The sequence below is a fragment of the Janthinobacterium sp. MP5059B genome (genome assembly GCF_001758645.1).
Taxonomy (GTDB): domain Bacteria; phylum Pseudomonadota; class Gammaproteobacteria; order Burkholderiales; family Burkholderiaceae_D; genus Janthinobacterium; species Janthinobacterium lividum.
In genome coordinates this window covers 322,725-346,473 of sequence record NZ_LRHX01000022.1, presented here as the reverse complement: position 1 = coordinate 346,473, position 23,749 = coordinate 322,725, and the positions used below count along the sequence as shown (strand labels likewise).

Annotated in this window: 23 protein-coding genes; 7 read left to right on the top strand and 16 right to left on the bottom strand. The window is 63.2% G+C overall.

Annotated elements, in window-relative coordinates:
• On the top strand, positions 1 to 1,050 hold the full coding sequence (locus JAB1_RS27480; RefSeq protein ID WP_070282789.1) for a histidine kinase: 1,050 nt from the start codon (positions 1 to 3) through the stop codon (positions 1,048 to 1,050).
• Positions 1,047 to 1,766: a LytTR family DNA-binding domain-containing protein gene (locus JAB1_RS27475; protein ID WP_070282787.1), complete on the top strand. Its 720-nt coding sequence runs from the start codon at positions 1,047 to 1,049 to the stop codon at positions 1,764 to 1,766. Before JAB1_RS27480 ends, JAB1_RS27475 begins: the two co-directional genes overlap by 4 nt.
• 5 nt (positions 1,767 to 1,771) lie before the next feature.
• On the opposite strand, the gene JAB1_RS27470 is transcribed toward JAB1_RS27475, so the two are convergent.
• The 3 genes from JAB1_RS27470 to clpS form a co-directional block, all read right to left on the bottom strand.
• Entirely contained in the window at positions 1,772 to 5,125 is a 3,354-nt protein-coding gene (locus JAB1_RS27470) for a S41 family peptidase (RefSeq protein ID WP_070282844.1), read from the bottom strand.
• A gap of 171 nt (positions 5,126 to 5,296) precedes the next feature.
• On the bottom strand, positions 5,297 to 7,597 hold the full coding sequence (gene clpA, locus JAB1_RS27465; protein WP_034751575.1) for an ATP-dependent Clp protease ATP-binding subunit ClpA: 2,301 nt from the start codon (positions 7,595 to 7,597) through the stop codon (positions 5,297 to 5,299).
• Positions 7,594 to 7,896 (bottom strand): ATP-dependent Clp protease adapter ClpS, encoded by a 303-nt coding sequence (gene clpS, locus JAB1_RS27460; protein ID WP_034751577.1) that lies wholly within the window; start codon positions 7,894 to 7,896, stop codon positions 7,594 to 7,596. The genes clpA and clpS overlap by 4 nt, the downstream gene beginning before the upstream one ends.
• Before the next feature lie 321 nt (positions 7,897 to 8,217).
• On the opposite strand from clpS, the gene JAB1_RS27455 reads away from it, so the two are divergent.
• Positions 8,218 to 8,421: a cold-shock protein gene (locus JAB1_RS27455; protein WP_010395943.1), complete on the top strand. Its 204-nt coding sequence runs from the start codon at positions 8,218 to 8,220 to the stop codon at positions 8,419 to 8,421.
• An 87-nt stretch (positions 8,422 to 8,508) separates the two neighbouring features.
• Here the strand turns inward: JAB1_RS27455 and icd are convergent, their stop codons facing one another.
• Positions 8,509 to 9,762: an NADP-dependent isocitrate dehydrogenase gene (icd, locus tag JAB1_RS27450; RefSeq protein ID WP_070282785.1), complete on the bottom strand. Its 1,254-nt coding sequence runs from the start codon at positions 9,760 to 9,762 to the stop codon at positions 8,509 to 8,511.
• A 290-nt stretch (positions 9,763 to 10,052) separates the two neighbouring features.
• On the opposite strand from icd, the gene JAB1_RS27445 reads away from it, so the two are divergent.
• The 3 genes from JAB1_RS27445 to JAB1_RS27435 all read left to right on the top strand — a co-directional run bounded on the left by JAB1_RS27445 (position 10,053) and on the right by JAB1_RS27435 (position 11,618).
• Positions 10,053 to 10,616, top strand: coding sequence for a pseudouridine synthase (locus tag JAB1_RS27445; RefSeq protein ID WP_034782188.1), 564 nt, complete (start codon positions 10,053 to 10,055; stop codon positions 10,614 to 10,616).
• A gap of 110 nt (positions 10,617 to 10,726) precedes the next feature.
• The gene (locus JAB1_RS27440; protein WP_070282783.1) at positions 10,727 to 11,047 is read left to right on the top strand and encodes a hypothetical protein; all 321 of its coding nucleotides are present in this window, start codon (positions 10,727 to 10,729) and stop codon (positions 11,045 to 11,047) included.
• A gap of 127 nt (positions 11,048 to 11,174) precedes the next feature.
• Positions 11,175 to 11,618 (top strand): DUF192 domain-containing protein, encoded by a 444-nt coding sequence (locus JAB1_RS27435; protein WP_034782186.1) that lies wholly within the window; start codon positions 11,175 to 11,177, stop codon positions 11,616 to 11,618.
• A 161-nt stretch (positions 11,619 to 11,779) separates the two neighbouring features.
• Here JAB1_RS27435 and rpsT read toward each other — a convergent pair whose 3' ends face one another.
• Positions 11,780 to 12,046, bottom strand: a complete 267-nt coding sequence (gene rpsT / locus JAB1_RS27430; protein ID WP_010395935.1) for a 30S ribosomal protein S20 — start codon at positions 12,044 to 12,046, stop codon at positions 11,780 to 11,782.
• Positions 12,047 to 12,354: 308 nt separating this feature from the next.
• On the opposite strand from rpsT, the gene murJ reads away from it, so the two are divergent.
• Positions 12,355 to 13,902, top strand: a complete 1,548-nt coding sequence (gene murJ / locus JAB1_RS27425) for a murein biosynthesis integral membrane protein MurJ (RefSeq protein ID WP_070282781.1) — start codon at positions 12,355 to 12,357, stop codon at positions 13,900 to 13,902.
• 178 nt (positions 13,903 to 14,080) lie between these two features.
• Here murJ and JAB1_RS27420 read toward each other — a convergent pair whose 3' ends face one another.
• From JAB1_RS27420 to JAB1_RS27370, 11 genes are all read right to left on the bottom strand, one after another.
• Positions 14,081 to 14,578 (bottom strand): FxDxF family PEP-CTERM protein, encoded by a 498-nt coding sequence (locus JAB1_RS27420; protein ID WP_052140113.1) that lies wholly within the window; start codon positions 14,576 to 14,578, stop codon positions 14,081 to 14,083.
• A gap of 241 nt (positions 14,579 to 14,819) precedes the next feature.
• On the bottom strand, positions 14,820 to 15,470 hold the full coding sequence (locus JAB1_RS27415) for a type II secretion system protein (protein ID WP_070282779.1): 651 nt from the start codon (positions 15,468 to 15,470) through the stop codon (positions 14,820 to 14,822).
• 5 nt (positions 15,471 to 15,475) lie between these two features.
• The gene (locus JAB1_RS27410) at positions 15,476 to 15,868 is read right to left on the bottom strand and encodes a prepilin-type N-terminal cleavage/methylation domain-containing protein (RefSeq protein WP_034782179.1); all 393 of its coding nucleotides are present in this window, start codon (positions 15,866 to 15,868) and stop codon (positions 15,476 to 15,478) included.
• Positions 15,869 to 15,871: 3 nt separating this feature from the next.
• Complete coding sequence (locus JAB1_RS27405; protein ID WP_070282777.1) at positions 15,872 to 16,363, bottom strand: type II secretion system protein; 492 nt, start codon at positions 16,361 to 16,363, stop codon at positions 15,872 to 15,874.
• Positions 16,360 to 18,384, bottom strand: a complete 2,025-nt coding sequence (locus JAB1_RS27400; RefSeq protein WP_070282775.1) for a secretin N-terminal domain-containing protein — start codon at positions 18,382 to 18,384, stop codon at positions 16,360 to 16,362. The genes JAB1_RS27405 and JAB1_RS27400 overlap by 4 nt, the downstream gene beginning before the upstream one ends.
• Complete coding sequence (locus tag JAB1_RS27395; protein ID WP_070253562.1) at positions 18,384 to 18,905, bottom strand: hypothetical protein; 522 nt, start codon at positions 18,903 to 18,905, stop codon at positions 18,384 to 18,386. The genes JAB1_RS27400 and JAB1_RS27395 overlap by 1 nt, the downstream gene beginning before the upstream one ends.
• Positions 18,902 to 19,474 carry a hypothetical protein gene (locus JAB1_RS27390; RefSeq protein WP_070282773.1) on the bottom strand — a complete coding sequence of 191 codons (573 nt, stop codon included), beginning with the start codon at positions 19,472 to 19,474 and terminating at the stop codon, positions 18,902 to 18,904. The genes JAB1_RS27395 and JAB1_RS27390 overlap by 4 nt, the downstream gene beginning before the upstream one ends.
• Entirely contained in the window at positions 19,471 to 20,019 is a 549-nt protein-coding gene (locus JAB1_RS27385; protein WP_070282771.1) for a hypothetical protein, read from the bottom strand. Before JAB1_RS27385 ends, JAB1_RS27390 begins: the two co-directional genes overlap by 4 nt.
• Positions 20,016 to 20,834 (bottom strand): hypothetical protein, encoded by an 819-nt coding sequence (locus JAB1_RS27380; protein WP_139144701.1) that lies wholly within the window; start codon positions 20,832 to 20,834, stop codon positions 20,016 to 20,018. Before JAB1_RS27380 ends, JAB1_RS27385 begins: the two co-directional genes overlap by 4 nt.
• Positions 20,827 to 22,533 (bottom strand): GspE/PulE family protein, encoded by a 1,707-nt coding sequence (locus JAB1_RS27375; RefSeq protein ID WP_070282767.1) that lies wholly within the window; start codon positions 22,531 to 22,533, stop codon positions 20,827 to 20,829. The genes JAB1_RS27380 and JAB1_RS27375 overlap by 8 nt, the downstream gene beginning before the upstream one ends.
• Positions 22,530 to 23,735 carry a type II secretion system F family protein gene (locus JAB1_RS27370; protein WP_070282765.1) on the bottom strand — a complete coding sequence of 402 codons (1,206 nt, stop codon included), beginning with the start codon at positions 23,733 to 23,735 and terminating at the stop codon, positions 22,530 to 22,532. Before JAB1_RS27370 ends, JAB1_RS27375 begins: the two co-directional genes overlap by 4 nt.
• Between the last annotated feature and the right edge of the window lie 14 nt (positions 23,736 to 23,749).

The following is a 23,749-nucleotide window of genomic DNA, read 5'->3' as shown; positions in this document are numbered from 1 at the left end:
ATGAACGCACCCTTGCATCGGCCGCCGCCGCTGGCCAGGATCAACTGGTACTGGACCTTCCAGCTGGTCGGCTGGGGCGCGCTCACCCTGTTCAACAGCGTGTATGGCGGCTCCACGCAGCTGCGCATCGTCGTGACCATTGCCAGCTGGGGCTCGCTGGGCGGGCTGCTGCTGTCGCACCTGTGGCATGGCGTCCTGCGCCGGCGCGGCTGGGCGGTGAACGGCTTGCGCTGGCGACGCATCGTACCGTCGCTGATCGTGCTGGCCGCCATCCAGACGGCCAGCGTGACGGCCGCCTTCCACGTCATGTATCCACCGGATACCATCCGCGGCATCGCCTGGCTGCCCGGCGCGCTGCTGTTCTGGTTCGGGGTATTCCTGACCTGGACGGTGTTCTACTTCACCGCGCTGTCGCTGCGCCGCGCCAGCCGTTTCGAGGCCGAGGCACTGCGCCTGGAAGTGCTGGCCAAGGATGCCCAGTTGCGTGCCCTGCAGGCGCAAGTCAATCCGCATTTTTTCTTCAACAGCCTCAATAGCGTGCGCGCGCTGATCTTCGAAGACCGCGAAGCGGCCGCGCACATGATCGACCAGCTGGCCAACCTGATGCGCCATGCGCTGCAGTCCAGCCAGCACGCTACCGTGCCGCTGGCGGCAGAACTGGAGGCCGTGCGCGCCTACCTGGCCATCGAACAGAGTCGCTTCGAGGAACGCCTGCGCGTCAGCTTCGACATCGCCCCCGGCTTGGAGCTCGTGCGCGTGCCGCCCATGGCCCTGCAAACGCTGGTGGAAAATGCCGTCAAATATGGCGTCGAAGCGAGTGCCGATGGCGGCGACATCCGCATCGCGGCGCGGCGCGGCGCTGGCATGGATACGCTGCAGATCGAGGTGGCCAACACGGGCAGGCTGCGCAGCGCGTCCGGCTCCACCGGCATCGGCCTGCGCAATGCGCGCCAGCGCCTGCAGCTGGCCTGCGGCGAGCGCGCCAGCCTGGAACTGTGCGAACAGGCGGGCTGGGTACACGCCACCATCCACTTGTCGGAACTGGCATGAACGGCCAGCCGCTCAAGATACTGCTGATCGATGACGAGCGCCTGGCGCGCGCCGAGCTGCGGCGCCTGCTGGCGCCGCATGTGCAGCAAGGTGCCGTGGAAATCGTGGGCGAGGCGGCCAGCGCGGCCGACGCCATCACGCAGATCGGTAAGCTGCGCCCCGACCTGCTGCTGCTCGACGTGCAGATGCCGGGCGGCTCCGGCTTCGACCTGCTGGCCGCGCTGGACGATGCGCCCGACGTCATCTTTTGCACGGCCTTCGACCAGTACGCGCTGCAGGCATTCGAGGTCAGCGCCCTCGAATGCCTGCAAAAACCCGTGCAGGCGGCGCGCCTGGCCACGGCGCTGGCGCGTGCCGGAGCGCGGGCGCAAGCCGTGCCGCCGCCTGCGCCGCGCAAGGTCTTCATCAAGGATGGGGAACGCTGCTGGTTTGTGGCGTTTGACGATATCCGCCTGCTGGAATCGGAAGGCAACTACACGCGCGTGCATTTCGGCGTGCAGCGTCCGCTGATGCTGCGCACCCTGAACCAGCTGGAAGAAAAACTCGATCCCGCCCTGTTCCTGCGCGCCAACCGGCGCCAGATCGTCAACCTGGCGCAGGTGGCGCAGCTGTCACCGAACGGCGCCGATGGCCTCGACCTGCACCTGCTGGATGGCAGCGTGGTCGAGGTCTCGCGCCGCCGCGCGCAACAGTTCAAGGCCGCCTGCGGCCTGTAGCGGGGCTATTTCAGCGCGGGGATCGGCTGCGCCTGGAATGCGGGGCGCGGCTGCTCCTTGAGCTTTTTCGCCAGCATGTCGAGCGCCACTTCCAGCTGGCGGTCGGCGCCATTGAAGGTGGCGTGCGGCGGGTTTTCCACCTCCACGTCCGGCACCACGCCCACGCCTTCGATCAGCCACTGGCCATCGATGCCGAACTGGCCGTTTTCCGCCACGCGCGCCATGCCGTTATCCGCCAGGCGCGTATTGTCGCTGAGCCAGACGCCGGCGCCGGCCGTGCGCTTGCCCACCAGTGGCGCCAGGCCCAGGGCCTTGACGCCGGCGGCAAAGGTCTCGCCATCGGAATACGTGAGTTCATCGACCAGCACCACCAGGTGGCCGCGGAAGGTGTTCTGCATGTTCGACGATGGCTGCACGCCCGGCGGCGCCCAGTAGGCCCAGGCCTTGCGCAGCAGTTTTTCAATGATCCAGCTGTCGATATTGCCGCCGTTGTTGCGCCGCACGTCGATGATCAGACCTTCGCGGTTGATATTGGCGTAAAAATCGCGCGCGAACGAGGCGATGTCATTCGGGCCCATGGCGCGCAGGTGCAGGTAGCCGATGCGCCCCTGCGAAGCGGCCGCCACCTGCTCGGCGCGGCTCAATTCCCAGTCGCCATAGCGCAGCGCCGTCTGTTTCGCCATGTTGACGGGCGTGACGATGACGGCGCGCGGCGCGCCCTTGCCATTCCCCCGTTTGACCTGCAACAAGACCTGCTTGTCGGCCTGGTTCAGCAGCAGGTCGCTGATATCGCGCGCGGCCAGCACGTCCTTGCCGTTGACGGCCGTGATCACGTCGCCCGCCTTCACATCCACGTCGGGGCGCGACAGCGGCGCGCGCGCCGAGGGCAATTCCGCTTCGCAGCGGTAGACATGCTCGACCCGATAACCGTCGTTTGTCCGCGCCAGCACGGCGCCCAGGCCCGCAGGCGTGCCTTCCTGCTCCGTGCGGCGCAATTCGCCGGGACGGATCTGCGAATGCAGCGCGCCCACTTCGGCCACCATCATGCCGAGTAGATCATTGAGTTCGGCGCGGTCCGTGACCCGCTCGACCAGCGGCGCATATTTGTCGCGCGCCGCCTTCCAGTTCACGCCGCGCATCTTCGCGTCGTACAGGAAGTCGCGGTGCAAGCGCCAGGCATCGTTGAACATCTGCTTCCATTCCAGGCGCGGATTCGACACAAACGTCCAGTCGTCAACCTTGACCTTGGCTTTCGACAGGTCGGACGGCAGCTTGGCGCCCGCCTCGATCACCAGCATCTCGCCCGGTCCCGTAGCTGCCGCCGTGCGGTAGTACAAATGCTTTTTATCCTGCGCCAGGTCGAATTCACGCACGTTGGCCACCAGCAGTTCCGGCTTGGAACCGGTATTGCCAATCGCCAAAGTCTTCAGGCTGGACTTGTTCTCGCCGCTGTCCCGTTCGAGGAAATACAGGCGCTTGTCATCGGCGGCCAGCGCGCTGTAATTGCCCGCCGCCAGCGGCACTTCATACAGGCGCTCGGCCAGGCCCTGGCTGACGATGGCCGGCAAGGCGGCCGGCGCCTTTTTCACGGCCCCCTTGCCGCCAGCCTTTTCCAACGCCTTTTCCGCCGCCAGTTCGGCCGCCTTCTCATCGTCCGTCTCGGCCGGCTTGACGCCAGGGCGACTCAGTTCATCGTCGGGCTGGAACGGGAAACGGTTGCCCGGCTGCAGCGCCAGCGCATATACGCCGATACGCTTGTCGAACACGGGGCCCATGTTGCGGTCGCCCCACGGCGAACCATTGGCCAGCTGGAAATTGCGCGCCGACATGAAGTACAACCATCGCCCGTCGGGCGAGAACACGGGGGAACCGGAGGTATAGCGGTCGCTGGTGACGAACTGCAGCTGTTTCGACGCGAGGTTGTACAGGCCGATCTGCTCGCGCTGCTCATTGCTGGCCACGCGCACGATGGCCAGGTTGCGGCTGTCGGGCGACCATTGCACTTCGTCGTGCTTGTCCACGCCCGCCTTGCCCGCGTCGTCGATCAGCTGGTTGCCCCTGGTCGCCAGGTCCAGCAGCCAGAAACGGCCCTTCTTGTCCGTGTGGGCCAGCCAGCGCCCATCCGGCGACGGGTACAGTTTCCAGCGGTGGTTATCTCCCTGCGTCGTCAGCTGCTCGCCCTTGCCCGAGCCATCGGCGGCGTACTTCCAGATTTCATTCTCTCCGCTCGTGTCAACAATGGCGAAGACGGATTTTTCGTCGCTGGAAAAGACGGCGTCGCGCGCCCGCGCCCCTTCGGGAATGGCGATATCGACGCGGCGCATGCTGCCCGTACCCGCGATGCTGACGCGTCCGCGAGCCGTCAGGATGATGCGCTCATCCTTGCCGGACAGCTGCACATTGCTCAAGGTGTCCAGCGGCGAGCGGATCTGGCGCGCGCGCTGCTGGTCGAAGTCGGATACGAGGCTGATCGGCAATGGCGATGAGTCCGTCCCTGCCGCCAGGTCCAGCACCTGCAGGTCCGCGCCCAATTGATACACAATCTTGCCATCGCCCAAGGAAGCATTACGCACGTCCCATTGCTTGTGCGTCGTCAATGCGCGGCGGTCGGAGCCGTCCGGCAGCATGCTCCACAGATTGTCGCTGCCGCCCGCGTCGCTAATATAGTAGACGCGGCCTTGCCACCACATGGGACGCTTGTTGTTGCCAGCCAATACAGCAGGTTCCGCATGCATGCGCACGGCCTCGCCCTTGCCGCCCAGCTCATAGCGCCACAGGGTGGCATGCGCGCCCCCCCGGTAATTGCGCACATTGTCGTTGGTCATGGCCAGGCCGAAACGCGTGAAGAACAGCGTCTTGCCCGCATCGTCGAGCACGGCGTCGTTGGCATCGGCCACGGGAAACACGCGGCGCGTCTGTTTCACAGGGTCGATGGCGGCGACGATGCGGCGCGAAGCGGGACCATCCGTGTTTTGCGTGCTGACCAGCACCTCGCCCTGCGCCGTCCAGCCCAGGACCAGCACGCCGCCGTTGTCATACGAAATACGCCGCGGCAAGCCGCCTGCCAGCGGCATCACATACGCTTCCTGCGCCCCTTCATAGGCGGCGGAAAAGGCAATCCATTGGCCATCATGCGAAATCGCCGCGTTCGTTTCATAGCCGGGATGCGTGGTCAGGCGCTGCGCGGCGCCACCGCGCACGCTGCTTTTCCACAAATCGCCTTCGGCGGTAAACACCACGGTATCGCCGCGCACGGCGGGAAAGCGGAAATAGCTGCTGGCAGGAGAAGAGGCAGCGGTGGCGTTGCCCAGCAGGCCGGCGGACAACAGGAGCAAGCTAAGATTGCGGGAAATTTTCATATGAGCATCCAGATAGCGGTCAGGTGGCATGGACATCATGTCGATACCGGACAGCAATTCTGGCATAACTATGACCAAAGAAAACCTTCTTAAAACCTTCTTTATTGCCCACAAAAACGTAAAAAAACCCGCGCCACTTGCGTGGGCGGGTTTTTGTTGACAGCAGGAAGCTTATTCCACTTCCACCGTTTCCGGCGCAGCCGTCGGCGCCGCATCTGGCGGTTCCGGGAATTCCAGCAAGACCTGGTCCTTGTCGTCGAGGTCGACCGTGACCCGTCCGCCCGTCACCAGGCGGCCGAACAACAGTTCGTCGGCCAGGGCCTTGCGGATCATGTCCTGGATCAAACGCGCCATCGGACGCGCGCCCATGAGCGGATCGAATCCTTTCTTGCCGAGGAAGGCACGCAGCTTCTCGGTAAACACGGCTTCGACCTTTTTCTCGTGCAACTGCTCTTCCAGCTGCATCAGGAACTTGTCGACCACGCGCAGGATGATTTCCTGGTCCAGCGCGCGGAAGCTGATGGTCGCGTCGATACGGTTGCGGAACTCCGGCGTGAACATGCGCTTGATGTCGGCCATCTCGTCGCCAGCCTGCTTCGAATTCGTGAAGCCGATCGACGTCTTTTGCAAGCTTTCCGCGCCCGCATTCGTCGTCATGATGATGATCACGTTGCGGAAATCGGCTTTGCGGCCATTGTTGTCCGTCAAGGTGCCGTGATCCATCACTTGCAGCAGGATATTGAAAATGTCCGGATGGGCTTTTTCAATTTCATCGAGCAGCAAGACCGCATGCGGCTTCTTGGTGATCGCTTCCGTCAGCAAGCCACCCTGGTCGAAACCAACATAGCCCGGTGGCGCGCCGATCAAACGGCTGACGGCGTGGCGTTCCATGTATTCCGACATGTCGAAACGAATCAGCTCGATACCGAGGATGAAGGCCAGCTGTTTCGCCACCTCGGTCTTGCCCACGCCGGTCGGACCGGAGAACAGGAAGGAACCGATCGGCTTGTCTGTCTTGCCCAGGCCGGCACGGGCCATCTTGATGGCCGACGCCAGCGCGTCGATGGCGGGATCTTGCCCGAACACGACATTGCGCAAGTCGCGGTCGATCGTCTGCAGCTTGCTGCGGTCGTCCTGGTTGACCGTTTGCGGCGGAATGCGCGCTATCTTGGCAATAATGTCCTCGATCTCGGCCTTGCCGATGGTTTTCTTCTGTTTCGACTTCGGCAAGATGCGCTGTGCCGCGCCCGCTTCATCGATGACGTCGATCGCCTTGTCGGGCAGATGGCGGTCGTTGATGAAGCGCGCCGCCAGTTCGGCCGCCGTCGACAGGGCCGAGGCCGAGTATTTCACGCCATGGTGCTCTTCAAAGCGCGATTTCAAGCCGCGCAGGATCTGCACGGTTTGCTCGACGGTCGGCTCGTTGACGTCCACTTTCTGGAAACGGCGGGAGAGCGCATGGTCTTTCTCGAACACGCCGCGGAATTCCGTGTACGTGGTCGCGCCGATGCACTTCAATTGACCGTTGGCCAGTGCCGGTTTCAGCAGGTTGGACGCGTCCAGCGTGCCGCCCGACGCCGAGCCCGCACCGATGATGGTGTGGATTTCGTCGATGAACAGGATGCCGTTCGGATTGTCCTTCAATTGCTTGAGCACGGCTTTCAGGCGCTGTTCGAAGTCACCGCGGTATTTGGTACCGGCCAGCAAGGCGCCCATGTCCAGCGAATACACGACGGCATTCTGCAGGATTTCCGGCACATCGCTTTGCGTGATGCGGTAAGCGAGGCCTTCGGCGATGGCCGTCTTGCCCACGCCCGCCTCGCCGACGAGCAGCGGATTGTTCTTGCGGCGGCGGCACAGGATCTGGATCACGCGGTCGACTTCTTCCTCGCGGCCGATCAGCGGGTCGATCTTGCCTTCGGCAGCGGCCTTGTTCAGGTTTTGCGTGAACTGGTCGAGCGGGCTTTCCTTCGGCTGGCCATCGACAGGCGCTTCTTCCACCCCTTCGGAGGCTTTCGCGCTTTCCGTCGACTGGTCCTTGCGCACGCCGTGCGAGATGAAGTTCACCACGTCCAGGCGCGTCACGCCCTGCTGGTGCAGGTAGTACACCGCATGCGAATCCTTTTCGCCGAAGATGGCCACCAGCACATTGGCGCCCGTGACTTCCTTCTTGCCATTCGAGGCGGACTGGACATGCATGATGGCGCGCTGGATCACGCGCTGGAAACCAAGCGTCGGCTGGGTGTCGACTTCGCCCGTGCCAGGCACGGTCGGCGTGTTATCGCCGATGAAATTGGTGAGGGTCTTGCGCAGGTCTTCTATATTGACCGCGCAGGCACGCAACACCTCGGCAGCGGAGGGATTGTCCAGCAGTGCCAGCAGTAAATGCTCAACCGTGATGAATTCGTGCCGTGCCTGCCGAGCTTCGACAAACGCCATGTGCAAACTTACTTCTAATTCCTGCGCAATCATACTTCCTCCATCACGCACTGCAGGGGATGCCCCGCCTTGCGCGCATGCGTTAAAACGAACTCCACTTTGGTACACGCTATATCTTTAGAGAACACGCCGCACACTCCTTTGCCGTAGCGATGAACACTGAGCATGATTTGCGTCGCCGTTTCACGGTCCTTGTTGAAATACTCCTGAATGATGGCCACCACAAATTCCATCGGGGTGTAGTCGTCATTGAGCAAGGCTACCTGGTAGAGCGGTGGCGGCTTCAGCACTTGCCGCTCCAGCAGGGTTTCTGTGTCGTGCTTGGTTGCCATACGCTTATTCTAATGCTTTCACAGTGGTTGTCATGCGCAATATCTACGCCTTTCCAATTGTTTTCAATCTTACGCGTTTTCTTAATACTGCGCAGATGGCGACCTTGCCGTCAAAATCAAGAGTTGCTTTTTTGGTTGTCGTGAAGAATTTGGCAATATCGATGGAAAAGCGCTTGACTTCATTATTTATTCCGCCAACAATGCTGTATCGACTGTTGCAGTAATGTACAGCTTGATAAGAAGTGAGACGTCGAGGAGGGGGCAAGAAGCTTCTTGCTTTTATGGCTCGTGTGATTTGTTTTAATTTTGAAAGTTCTTTTTATGGCAACAGGTACAGTTAAGTGGTTCAATGATTCCAAAGGTTTTGGCTTCATCACTCCAGATGATGGCGGCGAAGATTTGTTTGCTCATTTCTCCGCAATCAACATGAACGGTTTCAAGACCCTCAAAGAAGGTCAAAAAGTTCAATTCGAAGTCACGCAAGGCCCTAAAGGCAAGCAAGCTTCCAACATCCAAGCAGCCTAAGCATCGCCGGCCCTCAGATGTGAAAAACCCCGTCTCCTGACGGGGTTTTTTTTCGTCCGCAGGGTGCGCGGCACCCTGCCCCTCCAGTTACATGTGCTCGATCATCACTTCGCCGAAGCCGGAGCACGACACTTGCGTGGCGCCTTCCATCAGACGGGCAAAGTCATAGGTGACGCGTTTCGAGGCGATCGATTTTTGCATCGAAGAAATCACCAGGTCGGCCGCTTCCAGCCAGCCCATGTGGCGCAGCATCATTTCCGCCGACAAAATCAACGAACCGGGGTTCACGTAATCCTTGCCCGCATACTTGGGCGCCGTGCCGTGCGTCGCTTCGAACATGGCGACGGAATCGGACAGGTTGGCGCCCGGCGCGATGCCGATGCCGCCCACTTGCGCCGCCAGCGCGTCGGAAATGTAATCGCCGTTCAAATTCAGGGTGGCGATGACGCTGTATTCGGCCGGACGCAGCAAGATCTGTTGCAGGAACGCGTCAGCGATGGAGTCCTTGACGATGATGTCGCGGCCCGTCTTCGGATTCTTGAACTTGCACCATGGGCCGCCATCGATCAGCTCGGCACCGAATTCCTTTTGCGCCAGCGCATACGCCCAGTCGCGGAAGCCGCCTTCCGTGTACTTCATGATGTTGCCTTTATGCACAATCGTCACGGATGGCTTGTCATTGTCGATCGCATACTGAATGGCCTTGCGCACCAGGCGCTGCGTGCCTTCGATGGACACGGGCTTGATGCCCAGGCCCGACGTGGCCGGGAAGCGGATTTTCGTCACGCCCATTTCATTGACGAGGAAATCCATCAATTTCTTGGCCTCGGGAGAGCCTTGCTGGTATTCGATGCCGGCGTAGATATCTTCCGAGTTTTCGCGGAAAATCACCATGTCCGTCTTTTCCGGCTCTTTCACTGGCGATGGCACGCCCGTGAAGTAGCGCACGGGGCGCAGGCAGACGTACAGATCGAGCTGCTGGCGCAGGGCCACGTTCAGCGAGCGGATGCCGCCGCCGACGGGCGTGGTCAGCGGGCCCTTGATGGAAACCACGTAATCTTTCAGCACGGCCAAAGTTTCTTCCGGCAGCCACACATCGGGGCCGTACACATTCGTCGATTTTTCGCCCGCATAGATTTCCATCCAGCTGATCTTGCGCGCGCCGCCATAGGCCTTGGCCACGGCGGCATCGATCACCTTGATCATGACCGGGCTGATATCGATGCCCGTGCCATCGCCTTCAATGAAGGGAACGATGGGATTATCTGGTACATTCAGCGAAAAATCGGCGTTGACGGTGATTTTTTGGCCGTCAGCAGGTACAGTGATATGTTGATACATCGTGATCTCCGAAGTGGGACACACCGCTGGCGGGCAACGCATGCCGGCGACGCGCTCTGCGGTTGCAGAGTTTACAAAAACAAGTGCGAACATGGCGGCAACAACGCACTTTAGCAGGGAAAGAACACCCGGGCCATCTGCGGCGCCAAAGAATCTCAATGCCATACCGTCCATGTCTTCTATAAGACATAAGACTAACACCCACATTATGCACCAGTATCCTACAGGGCGCCACGCTTTTGCGGCGCCGACCAGCAGCCACCATCGCTTACATCAATTCCTCTACCAGCATGCCACTCATTCTCTTCAATAAACCATTCCAGGTCCTGTGCCAGTTCTCGCCGCAGGATGGCCGCGCTACCCTGGCCGACCATCTGAGCATCCCCGGCATCTACCCGGCCGGCCGGCTCGACGCCGACAGCGAAGGCTTGCTGCTGCTGACGGACGACGGCCGCCTGCAGCACGAAATCAGCCACCCGGACCGCAAGGAAGCGAAAACCTACTTGGTGCAGGTCGATGGCGTGCCCGATGCGGCCAGCCTGGCGCGCCTGCAGGCGCCGCTGGACCTGGGCGACTTCATCACCAAGCCATGCAAGGCCGTGCGCATCGCCGAGCCGGACTGGCTGTGGCCGCGCAATCCGCCCATCCGTGCACGCGCCGACAAGCCGACCTCATGGCTGGCAATCACCTTGAAAGAAGGAAAGAACCGGCAAGTGCGGCGCATGACGGCCGCCGTCGGCCTGCCCACCCTGCGCCTGGTGCGCAGCGCCATCGGCCCATTCTCGCTGGCCAGCCATCCCTTGCTGCCCGGAGAATGGTGCGAGGTGCCGGCCGAGAACATTGGGAAAACGTGAGCCGGACAAGAAAAAACGCCTTCAGTACCGAATTTTGCCAATAAGCACTATTTATTTTTAGATAATGCATTAAAATCATCTGACCTCAACATGACCGAAAAGGAAAGATGATGACAAAAGCAATACTGGCCTTGGCCGCTTCCCTGCTTGCCGGCGCCGCACTGGCGCAATCGGGCGCCCAGGTGCATGCTTCCGCCGCGACCGATGCCGTCAAGCCGCCGCCCGCATCGGCTGCCAGCCATGCCTCGGCCGCCACCGACGCCGCCAAGCCGGTGCCGCCGGCATCGGCCACCGTCAACGCTTCGGCCGCGACGGATGCGGCGCGCTCAGGTGCATCGACCAAGGCCTCGGCCGCAACGGATGCGCCGCGCCTGATTCCCCAGGCGCGCAAGACCAAGCAGCCGGCCGCTGAAGGCAAGCCCGTGAAATAAACGCGGTTCCCGGGGTTACGGCAGCATGTTGCTGTAACCCCACGCTTTCGGCGCGGCCAGGCAGCACGCTTGACCAGGCGGCCACCAGCATGGCTTAATCGCCGCTTCGCAGCCACCGTCCCGCCCCATGAAAAATTCCCTACGCCGCCTCAGCCTGTCGATCGCCCTGCTGGCGTGCGCCAGCATTGCTCAAGCGCAGACAAAGAGCTTGCAACTGTCGGCTGGCATGCATTTGATCCAGGCGGAAGTGGCCGCCACGGAAGAGCAGCGCGAACAGGGTTTGATGTACCGTGAAAAGATGCCGGCCAATGCGGGCATGCTGTTTGTCTTTGGCAACCCATCGACGCAATGCATGTGGATGAAGAACACGCCGCTGCCCCTGTCCGTGGCCTTTATCGATGCCGGCGGCAAGATCGTCAATATTGAAGACATGCAGCCGCACACCCTCGACAGCCATTGCTCGACCAGGACAGTACCCGTGCGCTATGCGCTGGAAATGCACCTGGGCTGGTTCAAGCAAAAGAATATCAAGCCGGGCATGAACATCGGCAACTTGCCGGCGGCACGCTAGGCCGGCGCGGCCGCGGCCCGCCGCTGGCGGGCGCGACCGCAAAAAAAGGTGAAAAACGCGAAAAAACCCGCCAGAATGAATCTGCGGGTTTTTGCTTTTCAACCAGTGCCAGCGTACCGGCACAGGCAAGGCCACCATGGTGGCTTGCCTGCTGGCAAATATTAAGCGGACAGTGCTTTCAAAGCAGCTGCCAGACGGCTCTTATGGCGAGCTGCCTTGTTTTTGTGGATGATCTTCTTGTCAGCGATACGGTCGATGGTCGACACGGATGCTTGGAAGATTGCAGCAGCAGCTGCCTTGTCGCCGCCCTGGATCGCTTTGCGAGCAGCTTTGATAGCCGTGCGCAAGGTCGAACGTTGGGACGAATTGTGTGCGTTTTGCTTAACTGCTTGACGAGCGCGTTTGCGCGCTTGTGCGGTATTTGCCATGGAATTTCCTAAAACAGGGTCAAAGTGCGTTTGCAAACATTAGTGTTTGCCAACCGGTGCGTTCTGTGCGTCTGCCGAACCATGTGTGCCAAACCAGTGCCTGTCAAACATTAGTGTCTGCGTAACAGAATTCTGTACAGCCTTCGATTATAGCGATATTTTCAAGCGGGGGCAAATCAAAAAACCGGGTATCGCGGTAAAAACACCTGAAAATGGGCCTGGCAAGGGCGAATCGGCGGCGCTTGTTACCCGCTTGTTACCATATTTTAACCGTTTGCCAGTACCGCGCCCGGCTATAATCTGGCCCCATGAACTTGCTTAAAACCCTCGCCGCCATTTCCAGCATGACCATGCTGTCCCGTGTAACCGGATTATTGCGCGAAAGCCTGTTCGCGCGCGCCTTTGGCGCCGGCGCCTACACGGACGCCTTCATTGTTGCCTTCCGCATCCCCAACCTGTTGCGCCGCCTGTTTGCCGAGGGGGCCTTCTCGCAAGCCTTCGTGCCGATCCTGTCTGAATACAAGAACCAGCATGGCCAGGAAGCCAGCAAGCAACTGGCCGACCATGTGGCCACCACCCTGGTCTGGGCCACCCTGCTGGTGTCCGCCATCGGCATCGTCGGCGCGCCGTGGTTCGTATATGTGATCGCCACCGGCCTGTCCAAGGACCCGGGCGCTTTTGACGCGGCCGTGTGGATGACGCGCTTGATGTTCCCTTATATTACTTGCATGTCCTTCGTGGCCCTGGCCGGCGGCATCTTGAATACCTGGCGCGAATTCAAGATTCCCGCGTTCACGCCGGTGCTGCTGAACCTGTCGTTCATCGCCGCCTCGCTGTTCCTCGCGCCCCATCTGGAGCAGCCGATCTACGCCATGGCCATTGCCGTGTTCGCCGGCGGCCTGCTGCAGGTGGCCATCCAGATCCCTGCGCTGATCAAGATCGGCATGCTGCCGCGCCTGTCGATCAACCCCGCCATCGGCCTGTCCGACGGCGGCGTGCGCCGCGTGCTGAAAAAGATGGGGCCAGCCGTGTTTGCCGTCTCGGCAGCGCAGATCAGCCTGATGATCAACACCAGCATCGCGTCGCGCCTGGCCGAGGGCAGCATTTCCTGGCTATCCTATGCGGACCGCCTGATGGAGTTCCCCACCGCCATGCTGGGCGTGGCCCTGGGCACCATCTTGCTGCCCAGCCTGTCGAAGGCGAATGTGGATGGCGACAAGACGGAATACTCGGCCCTGCTGGACTGGGGCTTGCGCCTGACTTTCCTGCTGGCCCTGCCCGCCGCCGTCGGCATGGCGGCCCTGGCCACGCCACTGATCGCCACCCTCTTCCACTACGGCAAGTTCACGGCCGAATCCGTGACCATGTCGACGCAGCCGCTGGTGGCCTACAGCCTGGGCCTGATCGGCATCATCCTCGTGAAAACCCTGGCGCCTGCCTTCTATGCGCGCCAGGACATCCGCACGCCCGTGAAAATCGCCATCGGCGTGCTGATCGCCACGCAACTGATGAATCTGCTGTTCGTGCCCTACATCGCCGTGGCCGGCCTGGCCCTGTCGATCGGCCTGGGTGCCTGCCTGAACGCCAGTTTCCTGTACTGGGGCTTGCGCAAGCGCGGCATCTACCAGCCGAAGCCGGGCTGGGCCAAGTTTTTCCTGCGCCTGCTGCCGGCACTCATCGTGATGGGCGGCGTCGCATATGTTGGCGCCATGCGCATCGACTGGATCGCCATGCAAGCCCATCCGCTGCTGCGGGCCGGCGCGCTGGCCCTGGTGGTGGCCGTGTGCGGCGTGGCGTACTTTGCCACTTTGTTCCTGGTTGGCTTCCGCTTCCGCGACTTCAAGCGCCACGCGTGACAAGCTGTGCAGGACGTTGTTGCCGGCGTCTCGCCGTACTAGCGTACTGTCTTCGACTTGGCGCCTGGTCCTGCGCAGCTTGTCCGGATTGTGCAGGACGTGGTTGCGGCGTCTCGCCATACTGACGAAAGACGAAAAAAAACCCGCCGAAGCGGGTTTTTTTCATTGCAGCGAAAGCTTAGGCAGCTTTCTTGGCGCGGCGGCGGGCCACGGCGCCAACCAGTGCCAGGCCGCCCAGCAGCATGCCATAGGTTTCTGGCTCTGGTACTGGCAGGGCCGACACGGAACCCAGGTAAGCGGCATTTTTCAGACCCGTCAGGCCCGTCACATGCACCGTGTACGAACCGGCGGCCAGCTGGCCATCCCAGCTCAGGCTCTGGATACCAGCGGCGCTGGTGTTGGTCAGGTTGCCGTAACCCAGCAAAGTGGCCGAGAAATCCTTGATCGCGCCTTCAACCACGGAGAACGTTTGCAGTGCGCCAAACGACGTCGACGATGGGGTGACCAGCTTGAAGGTCCAGAAGTCGTCAACTGCCGAGTTAGCGGCAAACTTGGTGGTAATGGCCGACAGGGTATCGGAACCGGTTGGATCCAGGATGCCCAGGTCGTACGTTGCTGCCGATGCGCTGAACGATGCTGCTGCCAGAATGCCTGCAGCGATAAATTTCAATTTCATAGTTTATCCCTTAAAAAGTAATTTATGGCTGCAATGCGCAGGCCACCAATAGTTTTAGTACCGGAAGTACTAGACAGGATGGTAGCATAATCACATCAAATTACTTATAAATATTTTATCGAAGTTTCATTTAGGATAACTATTTTCGAAATGAACTATTTGCCACTATCTATGAATTTCTATGGAAAAATAGTTACCGGGGCATACATCTAATTTTTCCCATGTTTAACGGTGAAAACGCCTATTCGGCAGGGTTTTCAACGGGACTTTGCGGTTCAGGCGGCTCAACTGGCTCTGTTGGCGCCTGTTCTTGCGATGGAGTAACAGGGCGGGAAAACAACGGTGGCGCCGGCAAGGCGGGCATGATGCCGGCCTCATCACCCGCCGGAACAGTTGCCGGTCCCGCAGGCGGCACGGATGACAGCCGTGCATCGACCATGAAGTGCCACTCCGAGAAATGCGCCCTGCCTTCGAAGCCCGCAAACCGGGCGTCGAAATTGCCAACCTTTAATGGCGCCGCCTGCGACAGGCTGTGTACGCCGATGATGCCCTGGCTGCCGGGCTGGTACAGCAAGCCCCACTCGGCGCGTCCCGTGATGGGGTCCACATACAGCTTGCGCAAATGGCGGCGCAGTTGCGGAAAGCGGGGGTCGCGCAGCAAGGCCGCCAGGGTCGGAGGCTGCTGCGGCTGGCCGGCCGGCGTGGCGGCCGCATAGCTGTAGAGGGCATCTGAAAACTGCGCGCCGATGTCGAGCAACTCCTGCTCGGTCGCCTGGCGCTGCAGCAAGGAACCCATCTTCAGTCCGGCCGCCCCCACGAGGCCCAGGATAGCCACCAGGATGATCAGGCCCAGGTAGGTAAAACCACGCTGACGGCGCGCAGGACGGTGCATGGCCGCTACCAGTCGGCAAACGGCGTGCCGCTGCGGTCCTTGCCGGGCGCGCCGCTTTTCACGTCATACACCTGGCCCGGCGTGTCGTCGGGAGGCGGCACGATGAGCCAGCTGCTGTCGCTATCGGTGATGGGATCGATGGGCATGGCCCGCAAATATTTCTTTTCCACCAGCTGCTCCAGCGTATCGGGATAGCGCCCCGTATCGCCGTGGAACTGGTCGATGGTCGCGCGCAGGTTGCGCAAGTTGTCCGCCAACACGGTTTCCTTCGCCTTGTCCAGGCTGGGAAAGTAGCGGGGCACGGCCAAGGTCAGCAGCAGCGCCACGATGCCGAGCACCACCAGCAACTCGATCAGGGTAAAGCCGCGCCTGCGGTGTGGGATATTTTCAGCAGCCATGGTTCACCATAGACGGTAAGGCACGTTGTTCAAGCCCGTTTTGCCGGACGTACAATACACATCGTAGACATCGTCGCCCTCGCGTGGTTCGGCCGCTTCGCTGGCGTAGCTGCGCTTGCCCCACGTTTGCGCATCGCTCAGGCCAGCGTCCGCGTTGAACGGGTCGCGCGGCACGCGGCGCAGGAAAAACAGCTTGCTGCGCTTCGGGTTGCGCTGGTCAGGCACGCCCTCGACCAGCAGTTCCAGGTTTTTCGGATAGCCGCTGGCGTCTGGCGCGCGCAGGATACGGCCCTCGTCGCCGGCCCGTTTATAGGCATCGAGCCCCTGGCGGATCTCGCGCAGCGCGCGCCGCAATTCCTGCTCCTGGCGCCGCTGCACCGTCACCTGCGTGACGGGGATCACCAGGGTGGCCAGCACGCCCAGGATGGCCAGGGTCACCAGCAGCTCGATCAGGGTGAAGCCGCTCTGCCCACCCTGCGCATGCGCCAGTCTCATTTGACGGGCGGCGGCGGCACCACCGGCACCGGCTGGCTCGATGACAGCGGCAAGGGCGCCGCCTGCAGCGGCACGGGCTGGCCCGACGATATCGGCAAGGGCGAGGCGGCCGGCTCGGGCGACGGCGCCACTTCCGGCGCCGGAACGCTCTGCGGCAAGGCCGGTGGCACCGGGCCGGGCACCATCAGCGGCTGCGGCGGCGCCGGCTGCATGCCGACGGCCGACGGGCCGGAACGCACGATCACTGTGCCCGGCATCTGCGTGGCCGCCTTGGCCGCCATGTCGGGCCGGCGGCGGAAGCTGCCTTCCGTGCCGGCCGAGAATTCCGATTCCTTCGCTTCCGGACGCTGCACCGTACGCACGAGGTGCGGCGTGATCGACAGCACGATTTCCGTCTTCTGGCTGTCGTCCTTGCTGCTGCCGAACAGGCGCCCCAGCACGGGTATGTCGCCCAGGCCAGGCACCTTGTTGCCCGAACTGCGCTCTTCATTGTTGATCAGGCCCGCCAGCACCTGGTTTTCGCCATCCTTCAGTTGCAGCATGGTCGACGCCTGGCGCGTGCCGATCTGGTACAGGGTCGAGCCGCTGCGGGTGGTGGTGGCCGCGCCCAGGTTGCTCACTTCGAGCGAGATGCGGATGCCCACTTCATTGTTCAAATAAATGGTCGGCTCGGCATTCACCGTCAAGCCCACGTCCAGGTAACTGATGGACTCGGAAGCGAAGCCGCCCGTGCCGGGCGAAATGGTGGTGGTGACCACTGGCACCCTGTCGCCGATGACGAACTTCGCCTTTTCCCGGTTGCGCACGCGGATGCGCGGATTGGCCAGGATGTTCGCGTCGCCGTCCGTCTTCTTGGCGTTCGCCGTCACGGACAGGTCGCTCACGCCGATGGTGCGCTGGTTCAGGTTATTCAAGTCATTGATGGTCAGGCCCGCGCCGCCCGAGGTGGAGAGCGGCGTCAGCGTCAGGCTGGTGGGCCAGGCCACGCCCAGTTCCATCAGGCGGCTGCGCTTGACTTCGAGGATTTCCAGTTCCAGCACGACCTCGGCCTCCGGCACGTCCTGCAGCGCGATCAGGCGCTCGGCCAGACGGATCGCCTCCGGCGTGTCGCGCACGATGACGAGGTTGAGTTTTTCATCGGCCACCACGTCGCGCGTCTTCAAGATGGTCTTGAGGGTGTTGGCCACCTGCTTGGCGTCCGCATTCGCCAGGAAGAAGGTTTTCACCAGCACTTCCTGGTACTCCTTCAATTTTGCCGCCACGTTCGGGTAGATCAGGATCGTGTTTGCATCCATCACCTGCTGTTCCAGCTGGTTCGTCACCAGCAGGAAGTAGACGGCCGATTCCACCGTGCTGTTTTTCAGGAAGATCGAGGTTTTCGCATCCGCCTTGACGTCCTTGTCGAAGACGAAATTGAGGCCGGAACGGCGCGCGATCAGCTCGAACACCTGTTTTAATGGCGCTTCGCGAAACTCGATGGTGATCGGCTGCTTGTACGATTTGGCCAGGCCCGATTCGACGACGGGCGGCGCCGTTTTGTCATCGACCTCGCGCAGCAGCGCGCGCGCGCCGGCGTGATTCGGCTGCTCGGTCAGGATCGCGTTCAGGCGCTGGCGCGCCGGGTCGTAGCGCTTGGCCTCGATATCTTTCTGCGCTTCGGCCAGCAGCTTGCCCTGGCGCTGCTCGCGCTCGAGCGCGCGCAAGCCGCTGTTGGCCCGTTCGTTCTGTGCATCGATTTCCAGCACGCCCATGAACGAGGCGCGCGCCAGCTCGCCCTGCCCCGCCTGCGCCTGGCGCTCGGCCTGCTGCAAGCGGCTGCCAGTCGCCCGTTCGCGCGCCTGCAGATAGGCGCTGCGGTATTGCGCATTGCCGGGGTCCTGCTGCAGCGCCTCCTGCAGTTTTTGCAGGCCGGCCGGGATTTGATCTTGCGCAATCAGCTCGCGCCCGTCGCGGTAGGCTTGCTGCCCTGCGCAGCCGGACAGCAGCAAGAGCAGCAGCGCCGATGAAAAGGAACGAGACATCACTCGGAAACTCCAATGTTGAGCTGCTGAACCTGGTTCAACGGCAGATAAGTGAGCGTCATGACGGGCGGCGCAATCGTCACGACCTTGTAGGCGCCATCGATGACGGTGTTGGCGCGCACGATATACGTCTTGTCGGCGCGCGACAAAAACACTTCCCAGGCGCCATCGGCGGCCGCCTTGCCCAGGTAGACGAAGGGCAGCGGCGGCGCCATCGGCGGTGGCGGCGGCGGTGGCGCGACGGCTACCATTTTCGGCGGCGGCGGATTCCAGTTCTGGCTCTGGAAGACAGCGCCGGCGCCGGCAAAGGTATCGCCATCCTCGCCCGCCACTTCGCTGCGCGGCAGCAGGGCCAGGATGGCCGGCTGCGCGGCTGGCGGCTTGGCGGCCGCATGGCGCGCGGGCGCGACGGCCCGCTCCACCGCTTCGGCCACCTCGGCCACGGGCTGGCGCTCGCCGAACAGCAGCAAGGCGCCCGCGCCCAGCACGCCGGCCAGCATGAGCCAATGGCGCGGGGTCATGGCGCCTCTCCCGCATCGCCAGGCGTATCGGTCAGATAAAAGGTCAGGCGCAAGCGCGCTTCGAGTTCCGTATCGGCGATCTGCTCGCGGCGAAAACTTAGTTCGTCGAGCGAAGCGAAGGGGACGGCGCGCAGCGCTTGCAGCGCGAACTGCCACACGGCCGCATAACTGCCCTTCAGCGGCAAGGTCACCTGATAGCTGGCAACCCTGCTGGCCTTGTCGTAGCCGCTCTTGTATTCGCCCTGCGCCAGCAGCAAGCCGTTTTTCGCGGCCAGGTCGAACAGCTGCTTGACTTGCTGCTCCGCGTGGCGCTGCTGCCCCAGGGCGGCATAAAAGCGCGCCAAGTTCTCGCTGGATGTCGCCGGCGGCGCCGCGATGACTGCGGCCAACGATGGCTGCGGCAAGGGCCGCGCTTCCAGCTGCGCCGCCACGGCGCGCTGCTGCCAGGCCCACGCCCAGGCGGTCAAGCCCAGCGCGAGCAGGGCCACGGCCAGGCAGGCAGGCGCGCCCAGGCGGCGCAGCAGCAGTTGCACGCGCAGGCGCACGCTATTGATGTCGATGGCCATCATGGCGTGCCCCAGCGCGCTTCAAGCTGAAAGCGCAAGGGTTTGTTCGGATCGAGCGCGTTGATTTCATGGCGCAGCAGCTGCACGCGGGTGCCGAACAGCTCCTGCTGCTTCAGTTGCGCCACATACGCGACCATGGCGTCGCTACTGGTCGTCTCGGCCGTGATCTTCAGCACGCGCTTGCGCGCATCCGGTTCCAGCGCCAGCAGCGCGATGGCGGGTGGCGTGGCGCTGGCCAGCGCATCCTGCACGTCGCGCCACGGCAGATTCAGTTGCAGGATGGCCGCATTCACGGCCGCCGCCTGCGCCGGCGCGATGGGTGTTTGCGGTGCAGCCACCGGTCCCTGCGTGGCGGCCATGACGCGCTGCTGCGCCAGCCGCCAATGTGCCTCGCTTGCCTGCTGCCGCTGCAGCGCGGCGCTGCCGCTGTACGCCGCCGTGGCGATCAGCGCCGCACCCAGGGCGCCGATGCACCACACCCACGCGGGCACGCGGTGCAGGCTGCGGCGCCAGTTGGGCGGCGCGAAATCGATATCGAGGCGCGTCATGCCACGCCCCCGCTGCGGGCCAGCCGGGCGGCCGGCGACAAGGCGCCGTCCCCGTCCGGCGCGGAAAAAATCTGGCAGTGGAGCGCTTTCGCCTGTGTCAGCCATGCGGGCGGCGGCGCGCCGCACAGCTGCAGCAGCGCCGGTGCGGGCACGCCTTGCAGCAGCGCCTCGCGCGCCAAGGTCTGCGCCAGCCAGCCATGGCCGGCGTCCGGGGGCACGGGCAGCGCGCGCACGGCGCGCAGGCGGCCATCGTGCCGCACGCCCAGGGTCAGGACGTTCTCCTGCAACTGGCCAAACCAGGCGCCCGGCTTCAACGCGCCGTGCCAGCGGTTCCAGTGGCGCGCGAATTGCGGTGTGATAAAAATCAGGGCCAGCTTGCGTGCGTCGGCCACGCGCGTCAGCTGCGCCAGCAGCGCACGGGGCACGGCGCAAAAGAACGGCGCGCGCGCATCCCAGGCGCTGCTGCTGCGCCACAGGCCGGGCGCATCGCCATACAGCGACTGGAAGCGCAGCGCGGCGGCAGCCTCGATATCGGCCAGGCGCGCGGCGCCTTGCGGCATGTCCACTTGCCACAGGCGCGCCAGCCCATCGTCAAGCACCACGGACAGGGGCCAGCCGGCGTATTGGCTCGCTGGCAGAATCTGTTCCAACGCCTGGCCCAGGGCGGCAAAGTCGCCATGCAGCGTGTCGTCCGGCACATACGCGGCTTCACCCAGCAATATCCATGCAGGGGCGCGCCAGCGGCTGCTGCGCCACAGGCTCACCTTGCCCGCCGCCACGCCCAGGCGCAAACCTTGTCCAAAACCTCTACGCATGCAGGGTGACCCTCTTGATTTCCGTGATGGTGGTGGCGCCCCGCTTGACCAGTTCCAGCGCCGCCAGGCGCAGGCTGCGCGTGCCGTTCGCATACGCGGCCGCCTTGATCTGCCGGATCGGTTTCTTGTCGACGATCAGTTCGCGGATTTCATCGGTCAGCACGAGGATTTCGGCAATCGAGCGGCGCCCCTTGTAGCCCGTGCCGCGGCAGTCGCCGCAGCCCTTGCCCTGCTTGAATTGATACTGCGCCACGTCGGCGCGCGCCAGGCCCACGCTGGCCAGCTCACCATCGTCGGGCGTGTAGTCGGTGGCGCAATGGGGGCAGTTGGTGCGGATCAGCCGTTGCGCCCAGATGCCGTTCAGGGCCGAGACGAACGCATACGGATCGATGCCCATGTGGGTAAACCGGCCGAACACGTCGAAGACATTATTCGCATGCACGGTGGTGAGCACCAGGTGGCCCGTGAGGGCCGACTGCACGGCGATTTCCGCCGTTTCGCGGTCGCGGATCTCGCCCACCATGATCTTGTCGGGGTCGTGGCGCAGGATGGAGCGCAAGCCCTTGGCAAACGTCAGCCCCTTCTTTTCATTGACGGGTATCTGCAGAATGCCGGGCAGCTGGTATTCGACGGGGTCTTCGATGGTGATGATCTTTTCGCGCCCGTTGTGGATTTCCGTCAGCGCCGCATACAGGGTCGTCGTCTTGCCGGAGCCGGTCGGTCCCGTCACGAGCAGCATGCCGTAGGCTTCCTGCGCCAGCGCGCGCAAGGCTTCCAGCGACGGCGCGTCAAAGCCCAGCGCTTCCAGGGTCAGGGCGCCATACGCCTCGATCATGGCGCGCTTGTCGAGGATACGGATGACCGCATCCTCGCCATGGATGCTGGGCATGATGGAGACGCGCAGATCGATTTCGCGTCCGCCCGATTCGACGCGGAAGCTGCCGTCCTGCGGCACGCGGCGCTCGGCGATATCGAGTTCTGCCAGCACTTTCAGGCGCGAGATGATGTGCTCGGCCACTTCGATGCCGTTGACGGACGTGGCGTGATCGAGCACGCCGTCGACGCGGTACTTGACGGCCAGGCCGCCGGCCGTGCTTTCCAGGTGGATGTCGGAAGCGCCCGCCTTCAGCGCGTCATATAAGGTCGAGTTGACCAGCTTGACGGCGGGACTGGCCGCTTCCGACACGCTGGCGAACGACAGCACGGCCGCCGTCTTGCCGTCGCGCCGCGCGTCCGTGGCGGCGCCGGGCAGCAGGCTGTCGACGGCGCGCGCCGATTCTTCCTGCTTCGACAGATAGGCGCCGATGTCGGCCTGCAGCGCCAGGCGCACGTGCAAGGTGCCCTGCCCGGCGCGCGCACTCAGCCAGGTTTGCAGGTCGAGATCGAACGGGTCGGCAATCACGCCCACCAGCTGGCCGTCGGCGGCGCGCAGCAGCACGCTGTGGCGCGCCAGCGCCTGCGACAGGGGCAGCACATCGAAGGCGGGAGAAAACGCCAGCATGTCGGCCGTTTCCAGCACGTCCAGGCCGAACGGGCGCGCCAGTTCGCGCACCACGGCGCGCGCCTCGATGCCGCTCAGCTCCTGCAACTCCTCGACCAGGCTGCGTTTCGATTGGCGGCTCAGGACGCGGGCACGCTGCAGCAGGGCCGCGTCGATGGCGACGCTGGCCAGGGTGGATTCGGCAGCGGTGGGCATCATGAAATATCGCCGGCAAGGTCAAAGATGGGCATGTACAGCAGGATCACGATGGCGCCCACGACCAGGCCGATGCCAGCCATCAGCAAGGGTTCGAAAGTACGCGTAAAGCGGTCGATCCAGCGGCTGATTTCACCGTCGTAGAAGGCGGCCGACTGCGTCAGCATGGGCCCCATGTCGCCCGTGCGCTCGCCCACGCGCAGCATGCGCAGGGAAATCGGCGTCGTCAATTGATGCTGCTCGAAGGCGGACGACAGGGGCTGGCCCGCCTCGATGGCGCCGCGCGCGCCCTGCAAGGATGCCTGCATGCCCGGCGAGACCATCGCTTGCACGGTGGAAATCGCCTGCACGATGGTGATGCCGCCCTCGGCCAGCATACCCAGGGTCAGGTACAGGCGCGACAGTTCATAGATGCGCACGCGCTCGCCGATGCCGGGCAGTTTCGCCAGCAGGCGCGCCACGCCGCCATGGCGCAGCACGCGCCGCACGGCCATGAACACCGCGCTGCCGACGAGCGCCAGCCCAAGCAGCAACAGCACGCCATGCTGCGTGACGAACTGGCCCCAGCTGAGCATCACTTGCGACATCCACGGCAGGTTGCGCCCTGCGCCCTGGTAGACCTCGGCGAAACGGGGCACCACATAGCTGATCAGGAAGGCGCTGACGCCGCCGCCCACGGCCAGCAGGATGGTGGGATAGATGGCGGCGCTGACGATCTTGCCACGCACCGTATCGATGCGCTGCTGGTAGTCGATATAGCGCGACAGCGCGCGCGGCAAGTCGCTCGTGCCCTCGGCCGCCTTGACGATGCCGATATACAGAGGGGGGAACAGTTCCGCCTGCTCTGCCAGCACGGCGGAAAAGCGCTTGCCTTCGCGCAAGCCTTCCAGCAGACGCGTGAGCACGCTGCGCGTGGCCGGCGACGCTTCCTTTTCCAGCAAGGCTTCCAGCGCTTCGACGATGCCCAGGCCCGCTTGCAGCAGCGCCAGCAATTCCTGGCTGAACAGCAGCAGTGGCAAGGCGCGCGCCCGCTGGCGCCCGGCCGCGCTGAACGGCGTGGCCCGCAACGGGCGGATGGCGCTGACAAACAGGCCGCGCGCTTCGGCCTGGCGGCGCGCGTCGGCTTCGTCGCGGCCGTCGATCACGCACGTATGCAAGGTTGCTACGGCCTGGTCCGTGGAAAGCGCGCGTACTTCGAACTGCATGATGGCTTGTCCGT